This window comes from Aeromonas sp. R2-1, from assembly GCF_040908425.1.
GTDB lineage: Bacteria > Pseudomonadota > Gammaproteobacteria > Enterobacterales > Aeromonadaceae > Aeromonas > Aeromonas caviae.
On the sequence record NZ_JBFODR010000028.1, the window covers coordinates 1 to 12,544 of the forward strand.

Annotated in this window: 8 protein-coding genes; 3 read left to right on the forward strand and 5 right to left on the reverse strand. The window is 62.3% G+C overall.

Annotated features, from left to right (window positions below; genetic code table 11):
- Positions 1 to 63: 63 nt before the first annotated feature.
- Positions 64 to 1,217 (forward strand): IS3-like element ISAeca4 family transposase gene (locus AB5Y80_RS08875; RefSeq protein WP_139739419.1). Its coding sequence is split into 2 segments (ribosomal slippage): positions 64 to 301 and positions 301 to 1,217, totalling 1,155 coding nucleotides; the frame shifts between segments, so codons are not numbered across the junction.
- 639 nt (positions 1,218 to 1,856) lie between these two features.
- Positions 1,857 to 2,885 carry an MBL fold metallo-hydrolase gene (locus tag AB5Y80_RS08880; protein WP_323941430.1) on the forward strand — a complete coding sequence of 343 codons (1,029 nt, stop codon included), beginning with the start codon at positions 1,857 to 1,859 and terminating at the stop codon, positions 2,883 to 2,885.
- 183 nt (positions 2,886 to 3,068) lie between these two features.
- Here AB5Y80_RS08880 and yjfF read toward each other — a convergent pair whose 3' ends face one another.
- The 4 genes from yjfF to ytfQ all read right to left on the reverse strand — a co-directional run bounded on the left by yjfF (position 3,069) and on the right by ytfQ (position 7,643).
- Positions 3,069 to 4,076, reverse strand: a complete 1,008-nt coding sequence (yjfF, locus tag AB5Y80_RS08885; protein WP_010674604.1) for a galactofuranose ABC transporter, permease protein YjfF — start codon at positions 4,074 to 4,076, stop codon at positions 3,069 to 3,071.
- Entirely contained in the window at positions 4,069 to 5,088 is a 1,020-nt protein-coding gene (gene ytfT / locus AB5Y80_RS08890; RefSeq protein WP_010674605.1) for a galactofuranose ABC transporter, ATP-binding protein YtfT, read from the reverse strand. Before ytfT ends, yjfF begins: the two co-directional genes overlap by 8 nt.
- A gap of 1 nt (position 5,089) precedes the next feature.
- Positions 5,090 to 6,598 carry a galactofuranose ABC transporter, ATP-binding protein YtfR gene (gene ytfR, locus AB5Y80_RS08895; RefSeq protein WP_039039167.1) on the reverse strand — a complete coding sequence of 503 codons (1,509 nt, stop codon included), beginning with the start codon at positions 6,596 to 6,598 and terminating at the stop codon, positions 5,090 to 5,092.
- Between the two features lie 85 nt (positions 6,599 to 6,683).
- Positions 6,684 to 7,643, reverse strand: a complete 960-nt coding sequence (gene ytfQ / locus AB5Y80_RS08900; RefSeq protein ID WP_010674607.1) for a galactofuranose ABC transporter, galactofuranose-binding protein YtfQ — start codon at positions 7,641 to 7,643, stop codon at positions 6,684 to 6,686.
- Positions 7,644 to 8,047: 404 nt separating this feature from the next.
- On the opposite strand from ytfQ, the gene AB5Y80_RS08905 reads away from it, so the two are divergent.
- Complete coding sequence (locus tag AB5Y80_RS08905) at positions 8,048 to 11,482, forward strand: ImpA family metalloprotease (protein WP_368172816.1); 3,435 nt, start codon at positions 8,048 to 8,050, stop codon at positions 11,480 to 11,482.
- A 99-nt stretch (positions 11,483 to 11,581) separates the two neighbouring features.
- Here the strand turns inward: AB5Y80_RS08905 and AB5Y80_RS08910 are convergent, their stop codons facing one another.
- Complete coding sequence (locus AB5Y80_RS08910; protein WP_319884263.1) at positions 11,582 to 12,460, reverse strand: LysR family transcriptional regulator; 879 nt, start codon at positions 12,458 to 12,460, stop codon at positions 11,582 to 11,584.
- Positions 12,461 to 12,544 lie beyond the last annotated feature (84 nt).

Here is a 12,544-nt window from a genome sequence, read left to right on the forward strand (position 1 = left end):
TGAATCGCCCCTACTTTCCTAGACACCTCAAGAGCCTCAAACTGAGGTCAATCAGGAGGTGTTATGAGCAAGCAGCAACGTTACACGGAAGAATTCAAACTGGCCGCCGTCAAGCAGGTGACTGAGCGCCATTACCCAGTGGCAGAGGTCGCTGAGCGACTTGGTGTTTCCAGCCACAGTCTTTACGCCTGGATCAGGCGCTACAGCCAGCCCGCCGTGCAGCAACAGCATGACTCCAGCCAGCAAGCCGAAATTCGGCGCCTCAAGGCTGAACTGCGCCGCGTCACCGATGAGCGAGATATCTTAAAAAAGGCCGCCGCGTACTTTGCCAAGCTGTCAGGGTAAGGTACGCCTTCATCCGGGTGCACGCGTCCACACATCCCATCCGCCGACTGTGTCGGATGATGAATGTCCACCCGAGCGGTTATTACGCCTGGCAGCACCAGCCTTTATCTGCCCGCGCACTTGAAGACCAACGCCTCCTGGGCCAGATCAAGCAATGTTGGCTAGAAAGCGGGGGCGTCTATGGCTATCGCAAGATCCGGGATGACCTGCGAGAGATGGGCGAGACCTGTGGGAAACACCGGGTGGCGCGATTAATGCGTCATGAAGGTTTGCGTTCACAAACCGGTTATCGTCGCCGTCCCGGTCATTATGGTGGCCGGCCAACGGTGGTTGCACCGAATCATCTTGAACGCCAGTTCGATGTGACTGAGCCAAATAAGGTCTGGGTAACGGACATCACTTATATTCGAACCCATGAAGGCTGGCTCTATCTGGCCGCGGTATTGGATTTGTTTTCACGACAAGTCATTGGTTGGTCAATGGGGCCACGGATCGACCGAGAGTTGGCCATCAGCGCGTTACTGATGGCAGTGTGGCGACGGCGACCCGAGCAGGAAGTGCTGGTTCATTCTGACCAAGGGAGCCAGTTTAGCAGCTATGACTGGCAGGATTTTTTGCGGGAGCACCGGCTCAAGGCCAGCATGAGCAGACGTGGCAATTGCCATGATAACGCGGTGGCGGAGAGTTTCTTCCAACTCCTCAAACGCGAGCGGATCCGACGTAAAACCTATGCAGATCGGGAGGAGGCCCGGCAGGATGTGTTCGATTACATTGAAATGTTTTACAACCCCAAGCGTCGGCACAGTTTCAACAATGGGCTATCGCCAGTAGAGTGTGAAAAGCAATATTTCGAACGGCTCAAAAGTGTCTAGAGAAGCCGGGGCGATTCAGGCTTCGGAGACGGAACAGCCTTGGTCGAGCATCTAGGACACGCTTCCTGCTTGAACTTGGCAGCGAATAAACAACATTGTTTTGCCATTGAACACCTCTGATCATGGTGGCGACTGTACCACCTAAATGGTGTCCGGGATGATTAAACCACTACGCCTGTGCCCTATGGGCGTTTATCAGGCTTCAGACCGCGCCACTGTCCCCTTGAGATCATGCTTTCCCTCAGTCACCTCCCGTGGCCTCTATGGCCCAGCCATCTTCTGACTTTCAGCACTGCAAGCTCTTGCAGTACGCCATCTGACGCCTCCTTTTGTTGGCGTTGGCAGAGCAGGTGAGGCCATGCGCTTGATGCGACACCATGCCGGGGCCACGCGGCAACGCGAACCCCTCTGGTGGCGGGAGCCCGGGCAGGCTATCTTGCCGTTACTGGAGACGCCGGGAACCGGTTTCATACCGTGCGATTCTCCCGTTCTGTTTTATGGATGGTGAGGCCCCGTGCAGGGGCTGCTCTCGACTCACCAGAGACCAGGCTGACAGGCGTGGCATGAATGCAGACCCCGTCAGCCTCTTTTCGCGCCCCTGAGGGGCGTCGTTTTCTGTGGTTGCTCAAAGGAGCCCTGATGATTGGCATGATCGCATCTCTACTCAAACCGGGCCTGCCCGAGCACCCGGACTCCTCGCAGTATCAGGGGGGGCGGTTCAATAATGCCGTGACACCCCAGGCGCGAAGCCTCTGGGAAGGGGCCAGGCTCTGGTGGGACTTCCTGTTCGCCAAGCCTGAGGGCACGGTGCCGGATCGCGCCATTCCGGTACAGGTCATGACCCGGGAGGGGCTCATCGCGGCGCCGGACAACAGCGTGTGGCGCCTCGGCCACTCCACTCTGCTGCTCAAGTTGCAGGGCACGTTCTGGCTGACGGATCCCGTGTTCAGCGAGCGGGCCTCGCCGGTGCAGTGGTTCGGCCCCAAGCGCTGGCATCAACCGCCCATCACCCTGGAGGCGCTGCCCCCCATCGAGGGGGTGATCCTCTCCCACGATCACTACGACCATCTCGATCACGGGGCCATACTGGCGCTGCAGGAGAAGGTCGACCACTTCATCACGCCCCTCGGGGTGGGGGCGCGCCTCATGGCCTGGGGGATTGCGAAGGAGAAGATCCGCGAACTGGACTGGTGGCAGCAGACCCGAGTGGGCGGTGTCACCCTGGTAGCGACCCCGGCCCAGCATTTCTCCGGCCGTGGCCTCGGGGACGGCAACCAGACCCTCTGGGCCTCCTGGGTCATTCGCGGCGAGGGGGTCAACCTCTTCTTCAGCGGTGACAGCGGCTACTTCGACGGTTTCAAGGAGATTGGCAGGCGCTACGGTCCGTTCGACGTGACCTTCCTCGAGACCGGGGCCTACGACAAGCGCTGGGAGCTGGTGCACATGCTCCCGGCGCAGACGGCGCAGGCGTTTCACGATCTTGGGGGGAAATGGCTCTATCCGGTGCACAACGGCACCTTCGATCTGGCCATGCACCGCTGGAACGATCCGCTTGAGCAGATTGCCCGCTTGGCTGCCGAGCAACTGATCCCCCTGACCACGCCTGTCATGGGGGAGCCTCTGGAGGTGTTGAGCCCCCATGAGGGCAACCCCTGGTGGTGCGATTGACCTGAGTGCCCTCCAAGGACGGTGTCACCCCTCAAAGGGGCGTGCGGGAGGTTGGGGCCGGGCCCCGTGAGGGGCCCCGCTGCCTCCCCATCCTCTGCGCCGGACCCGTGACGGCCAGGCGGGGAGGGCGCACGAGAGTGCCTTGCCCCCGTTATCTTCTGCCACCGGGGTCTTGCTGATACCTCACTCGGGCTGGGCGGCAACCTGGCGCTTGAAAGGACCTGGCTTGTTGGCCTTGCGGTGCTCCGAGACCAGGATCAGCAGGCGCTGCAGGGCGATGAAGCTGAACAGCAGCAGGCCGATGATGATCTTGGTCCACCAGGAGCTGAGGGTGCCGTCGAAGTTGATGTAGGTCTGGATCAACCCCTGGATCAGCACCCCGAACAGGGAACCGAAGACGGTGCCCACCCCGCCGCTCAGCAGAGTGCCGCCGATGACCACGGCGGCGATGGCATCGAGCTCCACCCCGACGGCGGCGAGCGGATAGCCCGCCGAGGTATAGAGCGCGAACACGATGCCTGCCAGGGTCGCCAGGGTGGTGGAGAGCAGGTAGATGCGAATGGTGGTGTGGCGCACCGAGATCCCCATCAGGGCCGCCGAGGTGGCGTTGCCGCCGATGGCGTAAACGTTGTTGCCAAAGCGGGTGCGGTTGGCGAGCAGGATGCCGAAGACCACCACCGCCAGCATGATGAGGGCCAGCAGGCTCAGGCGACCGCCCCCCGGTATCTTCCACGACAGGCTCGACAGGTAGGTGAAGGTGGGATGATCGATGGGCAGGGACTGCTCGGAGATGAGAAAACTGGCCCCCCGCAGGAAGAACATGCCCGCCAGGGTGATGATGAAGGCGGGGATCTTCAGGGTGTCGATGAGCCAGCCCATGAGGGCGCCAAAGCCTGCTCCGAGCACCAGCACCAGGGGGATGGCCAGCACGGGGCTGACCCCCAGCTTCCCGATGAGGGTTGCCAGCAGCACGCCGGTGAAGGCGATGACGGCCCCCACCGACAGATCGATGCCCCCCGAGAGGATGACGAAGGTCATGCCCACCGCCACTATTCCCAGAAACGCGTTGTCCGTCAGGATGTTGCAGATGATGCGGGTGGACATGAAGGCAGGGAAGGAGGCCAGGCAGAGCAGATAGCCCAGCACGAAGACCATGATGGTCACCATCAGGGGGAGGTTGCGTTTAAACATGGCGAGTCCCTCGCTGGAAGAGGTGGTTGAGGGCCGGTGACTGCATGACCAGCACCGCCAGCACCACCAGGGCCTTGACGATCTGGTTCCACTGGGGCTGGTAGCCGGAGAGCAGGATCCCGGTGTTCACTCCCTGGATGATCAGTATGCCGATCAGGGAGAGGGCGAGGTTGAAGCGCCCCCCCATCAGGGAGGTGCCTCCTATCACCACCGCCAGAATGGCGTCCATCTCGAGCCAGAGCCCGGCGTTGTTGGCATCGGCACCCCGGATGTCGGCGGCGACTATCATGCCGGCGACGGCGGCCATCATGCCGCTCAGCAGGTAGGTGGCGATCACCACCATGGGGGTGTTGAGCCCGGCGTTCTTGGCGGCCTTGATGTTGATCCCCACCGCTTCGATGAAGAGGCCGAGGGCGGTGCGCTTGGTCAGCAGCCAGAGCAGCAGCGCCATGCCCAGGGTGATGATGACCGGGGTGGGCAGATAGAAGAGGGAGCCGCTGCCGATCCAGGCGAGGGCGTCGTTGTTGAAGGTGATGATCTGCCCCTCGGTGATGAGCTGGGCGATGCCCCGGCCCGCCACCATGAGGATCAGGGTGGCGACGATGGGCTGGATCTTGAACACCGCCACCAGCAGGCCGTTCCACAGGCCGCACAGAAGGCCCACCCCGATGACGGCGGCGAAGATGACCGGCAGGCTGTGACCGCCGGTGGCCAGGCTGGCCATGGTGGCCCCGCTGATGGCCATGACGGCGCCCACCGACAGGTCGATGCCGCCGGTGGCGATCACCAGCGTCATGCCGAGGGAGAGCAGGGCCACCGGGGCACAGCGGTTGAGGATGTCGATGAGGCTGCCAAACAGCCGCCCATCCTGGATGTGGATGGCGAAGAAGTTGTCGGCGACCAGGGCATTGATGAGCAGCACGCACACCAGGGCGGCGCACTGGGCCGAGCCCGTGGGCCACTCCCTGCGGGCGCGCGACCCCTTGGCGAGGGGGAGAATGGATGACGTCATATCAGGCCTCACATGCAATGGCGTTCATGATGGCAGGGACGCTGAGGGCGTCCGTCGCAAGCTCTGCCACCTGTTTTCTGTCACGAAGGACGATCACCCGATCGGCATAGCCCACCAGCTCCTCGAGCTCGGAGGAGATGACCAGCAGGGCCAGCCCGTTGGCGCAGAGGGATTCGATGAGGCGGATGATCTCGGCGTGGGCCCCCACGTCGATGCCCCGGGTAGGCTCGTCCAGGATCAGGAACTGGGGTTTGGTGAGCAGCCAGCGGGCGAGCAGCACTTTTTGCTGGTTGCCCCCGGAGAGAAACTGGATGGGCTGCTCTGGTCCTGGGGTCTTGATGGCCAACTGCTCGATGAGGCGAGCGGTGATCTCGTCCTGTTCCTTGCGAGACAGGGGATGCAACCAGCCCCGCTGGGCTTGCAGGGCCAGCACCATGTTCTCCCGCACCGAGGCCGAGGCGATGATGCCGGCGCTCTTGCGATCCTCCGGGCAGAAACCAAAGCCGTTGGCGGCCGCCTGGCGTGCAGAGCGGATGGTCACCGGTTTGTCCCGCACCCGGCACTCGCCGCTGTCGCTCGGCACTATGCCGAACATCAGCTCGGCGGTCTCGGTACGACCGGACCCGAGCAGGCCGGCGAGGCCCACTATCTCCCCGGGCATGACGTCGAGACTGAAGGGGGCGATGACTCCCCGCTTGCCATAGTCCCTGAACGACACCATGGGCTGGTTGCTGCGCAGTGTCTTGCCCGCCCGCTTGAGGGCATTGTCGTCCAGCTCGCGTCCCAGCATCATCTTGACCAGCTCCAGTTGTGGCAGTGCCTGGGTGTCGCGGGTGCCGACCAGCTCGCCGTTGCGCAGCACTGTGATGCGATCGCTGATGGCGTAGACCTGATCGAGAAAATGGGTGATGAAGATGAGGCTTACCCCCTGATCCCGCAGGCGCGTCATGAGGGAGAAGAGCATCTGGACTTCGCTGGCATCCAGGCTCGCGGTGGGCTCGTCCAGGATCAGGATCCTGGCGGAGAGTGACACCGCCCGGGCGATGGCCACGATCTGCTGCATGGCGACCGAGTAGTGGTCGAGGGGCAGGGTGACATCCATCTCGAAGCCGTGGCTGGCCATGATGGCGCTGGCCTGCCGGGTCATGGCGCCCCGGTCGATGAAGCCGAAACGGCGGGGCTCATGGCCGATGAAGAGGTTGTCTGCCACCGACATGTTCGGCAGCAGGTTGACCTCCTGATAGACGGTGCCTATCCCCAGACGCTGGGCATGGGCGGTGTCCGTCGGGGAGATGGGGACGCCATCGAGTTCGATACGGCCGGCGTCTCGCTGATAGACACCGGTGAGGGTCTTGATCAACGTGGACTTGCCGGCCCCGTTCTCGCCGAGCAGCGCCATGATCTCTCCCCGGCGCAGGGAGAAGTCCACCTGATGCAGGGCTCGTACTCCGGGAAACGCCTTGCATATTCCGCGGGCATTCAATACGACATCGTGAGTGTTCTCTGACATGAACATTGGCTCTCCGATATAGCGCGCCATACAAGTTCAATCACTTATATGGCGCGCTATGTGACAGTCTGGCGGGGGAGCGGGATTAATAACCCATGTCTTTTTTCAGCTCGAGCTGCGCCTCGGCACTCCCGGGCTCAAACAGTTTGGACTCCGTCTTGATATGTTTGGGGGGCAGGGTGCCATCTTTCTTATAGGCCAGCAGGGCATCGAAGGCCGGTCCCGCCATATTCGGCGTGAGCTCCACCGAGGCATTGGCTTCGCCTGCGATCATCGCCTTGAAAATATCCGGCACGCCATCGATGGAGATGATCTTGATATCCTTGCCCGGTTTCAGCCCGGCCTCTTTAATGGCCTGGATGGCGCCGATGGCCATGTCATCGTTATGGGCGTAGACGGCGCAAATATTCTTGCCGCTATTTTCCGCCTTGATGAAGCTCTCCATCACCTCCTTGCCCTTGCTGCGGGTGAAGTCGCCGGACTGGGTGCGGATGATCTTGATGGTGGGCACGGCCGAGACGGTGTCGAGGAAGCCCTTCTTGCGATCCAGCGCCACGCTGGCACCCACTGTGCCCTGCAATTCCACCACGTTGCACGGTTTGCCATCCTGCTGCTTGATGAGCCACTGGGCTGCCACTTCCCCTTCGTGGACGCTGTCGGCGGCGACCCCGGTCATGAAGAGACCGTCATCTTTTACCGTGATATTGCGATCCAGCAGGAAGACCGGGATCTCTGCCTCTTTCGCCTCCTGCAATACCGGCTCCCAGCCAGTCTGTACCACGGGGGCAATAAAGATGGCATCCACCCCCTGGGCAATAAAGGAGCGAATGGCCTTGATCTGGTTCTCCTGTTTCTGCTGGGCATCGGCAATTTTCAGGATGATGCCGCGTTTTTGGGCTTCGCTCTTGGCGACCGATGTTTCTGCAGCTCGCCACCCGGATTCAGAACCAATTTGCGAGAAGCCCACGGTCATCTCTGCAGAATATGCAGTGGCCGAGAGAATAAGGGTGCTGATAATGCTCGCCAGTTTCACTTTTTTATACATATGACACTCCTTTGTGATGCATGGTGAAATAAACCGGAACACGTCAGGTTTTTATTGTACGGGTCAAGGTTATAGGCTCTTGAATTAAACGGCGGGAGGTGGCTCACAGAAAATTTTCAGCAGCACGATGCTTCATACAAACAGCAGAAGAGTTCATATATCGAGCCCTGCCTGTATTGATTTTTATGCATATTTATTCCACAAGCCAGAGTGTCTGGCCCTCTATGGAAGGGGCTGCCATTCTCTTGCGGGGTCGACCGCCCGGGGGAGTGAAGTGCCGCCAGGCGAGGGAAGGCGATCCCGGCTAATCGGAGCTTAAAATGGGATTCGTTCAGGGTTGAAATTACGCCGCACGCCCCCTACACTGCCCGCCCCAAACAGCCTGGTAGAGAGGAGGATAGAAGATGAGAAGAGTCATTCTCACACCCTTGCTGGCCTTTGCCATGAATGGATGCGGGGGTGGAGAAGGCGGGAAAGACGATGCTATTCCCCCCACGATAACAACCTATTTCGAGGCGTCCACCCAGAGCACCCAGGGTGGGCAGTTGAGCCCGGCCAGCCTGCGCCTGAGCGCCAGTGAGCAGGGCAGTTTCACCGTAGCACCCGACGCCGGTTATGTGTTGGCGCAGATTGCGGGTTGTGAGGGGACGCTGGACGGCCTCACCTATACCACGGGCCCCATGCGCGGCGATTGCCAGGTCTCGGCGAGCTTCACTCAGGAGACGGCCCCCGTCTATTTCGAGGCCACCACCCAGAGCAGCCAGGGTGGGCGGCTGAGCCCGGTCAGCCTGCGCCTGAGCGCCGGTGAGCGGGGGCGTTTCACCGTCGCGCCCGACGCCGGCTTCGTGCTGGAGCGCATAGAGGGCTGTGACGGCACCCTGCAGGGGCACGACTACATCACGGGCCCCATGGGCGCCGATTGCCAGGTGTCGGCGCGCTTTATCAAGCATGCCGCCCATGCCATTGCCCGTGAGGATCACGCCCTCGCCAGCGACGTTGAGCTCATCGCCCATGCCCGTGGCGCCATCGCCGACAGCGAGGCGCGTCGCACCGAGCTGGTTCGCACCCTCTATCAGGGTCTGGGGGCCATCAGCTGGAACCCGAGCCACGACTCCATCACCTTCTCCAGCTTCCAGCCCGAAAACACCCTGACCCTGCTTCCCTCCAACATCAATGGCAAGGGGGAGAGCGAGATCCGCGGCCTGGTGATGGTCTCCGAGCAGGATGAGTATCGCCGGGCAGCCATGGGGGCGAACCTGTTTGCGGTGGATCGCACCCCCCAGAGCGAGGCGCTGCTCAAGGGGCTGATCGGCTGGCTGACCCGGGGGAGGGACAGTGATGACGATGGCCTTCGCATCCTGACCGCCCAGGTGCCGAGTCGCGCCGACAGCTGGTATTTCCCCCATAACGAGGGGATCCGGGACTGGCTCAAGGCCATGTATCCGGACGCGCACAGCATCAACCAGGCCGATGAGTGCGATTATCAGGCCCTCGACGCCTGCATCGACCGCATGGCGCCGGATCTCATCGTGATAAGCGACCTCGATCGCCAGGGGCTGGGATACCAGGGCATAGCCCAGGCCATCGCCAAGGCGAAGGCCGCCGGGATCCCGTTGCTGCTCTCCAACTACCGGCGAGAGGCGAGCCCCCTGCTGGCGCCCCTCTATCTGGAGATGGGGCTGGTGACCTGGGGCAACTACTGGTCGAAGCTCAAGGTCAGCAATCTGGCGGCGAGCACCATCATGGCGCCAGATCCCCAGCTGATGGCGGTCGATACGCTGCTGAGCAACCTCAAGGAGGGGTATTTCAGCACCCAATGGCTGGATGCCTGCAGCGGCAACTTCCTCAACTGCGGCGGCGTCGATGAGTTCAATGTGCAGTTCAAGAATGGCGCCGACTGGCTCAGGAATGCCGTCATCACCCTGGACAAGGCGGGGATCAGCCCCTTCTCCCGCGGCGGCCTGGCGCTGTTGCCGGCCAGCCTGCTGCTGGCTGACAAATACCGCGTCGCCATCGATTACCCCATCGCCTGGGACGAGCATCAGGCCTGGCAGCGGGCGATGTTTGCCGACTGGCTGGTGAGCTATGCCCGTGTTCGCAACCCGGCCCAGCCCGATCTGGGGGAGTACGTCGTCGATCGTAGCCAGGTGTTCAAGGGAGATCAGGCCCATTACGCCTATCCCGCCGTCATCAGCGACAGCCGCCGCATCTCGGTGCCCTATTCCGGGCAGTGGACCTCGACGGGCTGGTATGCCCTGCCGGGGCAGCGTATCACCCTGAGTCGCACGGATACTGAGGATGTTTCCGCTACCGTTCGGCTCAATTACCACAGACCCAACACCAACCGGGCCTATGAACAGAAGGTCTATCGGGCGCCGCTGGAGCTGGCCAGCGGACGGCTTCCCCTGAACAAGGGCGGCAGCGTCAGCTTCACCTCGCCCTATGGGGGCCCTGTCTATCTCCACCTGGAGGGGGGAGCTGGGGCGCTGCAAGTGGAGGTGACCGCCACCGGCGTGACCCGCCATCCGGCCATCCTGGACTTCAGTGACGAGCAGCAGATCCGGGACTTCAACGAGCGGCTGGAGCAGACCGAGCTGCCCCATGTCGATCTCAGGGCCGATGGCGCCGAGCAGCATCTGCGCCGGGATCGCTTCACCGGGGCCATCGGGGGGGCCATTGCCGACACCGATGCCCTGCTGGAGAGCATCTCCCGGGATCATATCAACAGCGTCTATACCCTGGCGGGCTTCAAGATCCAGGGCAAGCGCCTGGAGGAGTCGCTGCCAGGCGAGGTCCGGCGCGCCTGTGTCGCGCTGCTGGGGGATCTGTGTCTCGATGAGTCACTGCATACCCGCACCATCATCCAGCATGCCAACTACGACCAGAATGCCCATTGCGGGGTCGGCTGCAGCGGCAACCCCTGGGACTCTTCCGGCAGCATCAGCCCGACCGGTTGGCTGGACAATCACGAGCTGGGGCACAACCTGCAAACCCAGCGCCTGAATGTGCACTATGCCGCCGCCAGCGATACGGACAACTGGCGCGGCTATGGCAGCCGCGCCGGGGAGAACGCCAACAACATCTTCCCCTATGTGGTGAAGTGGCAGGCCCACTATCTGCGCGATGGCAACAGCGCGCCCATCAAAGATGGTCACATGAATCACAAGGAGCTGTTCTATGCCTTCATGTCCGACGCGGCCGGGGTGACGGACAAGAGCGGCAACCGGGTGGTGCTGGGGGCCAACTGCAAGGTGCTGGATGCGGGGGAGAGTCGCTACGAGGCGCCCTGGCGGAGCAATGCCTATGCGGTGAACAATGGCTATCGCATGGCGTTTTATATCCAGATGGCGCTGCGTGCCCACGGTATGAGGCTGGCGGACGGCACCCGCCTGAGCAACGGCTTCAATATCTTCACCCTGCTCTACCAGCATTCACGGATCTTCGGCGCCGTTGCCGACAACGAGAACGACTGGAATGCCAACAGGGACAGGCTCGGCTTTGGCCTCTTCCCCTTCCAGGGGCATGGGGTCTATGGCGGCAAACAGGTGCGAGACATACCGGGCAACGACTTCATGCTGGTCGCCCTCGGCAGGCTCACCGGCCTGGACTGGCGCAGCCACTTCGATCTGCTGGGTCTGCGCTACTCGACGCTCGCCGCCGCTCAGGTGGAGGCGAACCAGCCCTCGGGCGCCTTGCCCATGGGGATGTACGTGCTGGAGGACGATCTCCCGCCCGTCAACATGAGCGAGGGGCTGACATTCCTGCCCCTCTCCGAGACGGATGGCAGCACCCTCTGGCCTCGCGACCAGGGATCGCCGGCCAGCTGTCCTGTTCCCTAATAAAGAAAAAACGCCCTCAGGGGCGTTTTTTCTTGGTCAGCGCAGGCCAGCCGGAGAAGGGCGGTACTCGCGCTGAGCCTCGTAGCCCTGCGGGGGGATTCACGCCTTCAGCAGGCCGAGAAACGCCTTCATGGCGGGGGTGACACTGTGTTTTCGGGTGATGAAGGCGATGGTGCCTGCGCTCGCATCGCTCAAGGGGTGGCAGGGCAATTTGAAAAGCTGCTGGGCGGTGGCGGCGATGCCGGCGCTGACCACGGCGCAGCCCAGGCCGTGGCTCACCCCGTTGACCAGGTGGAACAGGGAGTCGGTCTCCAGCACCACCCGCAGGCTGATCTGCTGGCGGGCGGCGGCCTCGTCCAGGTAGCGGCGAAACTGCATGGTGGTGCTTGGCAGGATCAGGGGGAGATCTTGCAGGTCCGCCAGGGTCAGCGGCCCGGTCGGGGCGCAGTGGGCAGGCAGGGGGCCCAGCAGGGCCATGGGGTTGGGGTGGCGAAGCTGGACGTCGAGGGCCCGGCGCTGATGCTCGGTGAGCAACTCGTCAAAGCCGAGCCCGATGTCGATGCGATGCAGATCCAGCTGCTCCATCAGGGTGGCATGGGTCATCACGCAGAGGTGCAGGCCCACCTTGGGGTAGGCGTCGTTGAACCCCTTGAGCAGCGGCATGATGTCGATGCTCGACTGGGGCACGACGCCGATGCGCAGCGCCCCCGACAGCCCGCCCCGAAAGAGGCTGAGCTCCTGGCGCATGGCATCCTGTTCCTGAAGCATCCGCTCGGCGTGGTGCAGCACCACTTCCCCCGCCTGGGTCAGGGCCACGAACTGGCTGTTGCGCACCACCAGTTCGGTGCCAAGTGACTTCTCCAGGGCGGTGATGCTGGCCGACAGGGTCGGCTGGGTGATGAAGCAAGCCTTGGCCGCCTTGGCGAAGTGACGGTGCTGGGCCAGCTCGTAGAAATAGTGCAACTGCTTGATATTCATCGTGGTAATGGCAGCAGGCAAAGGCAATGAGCGACAAATTTAATCAATCGACATCCCGATGGCAATAGAAGTTATCTATTGGTG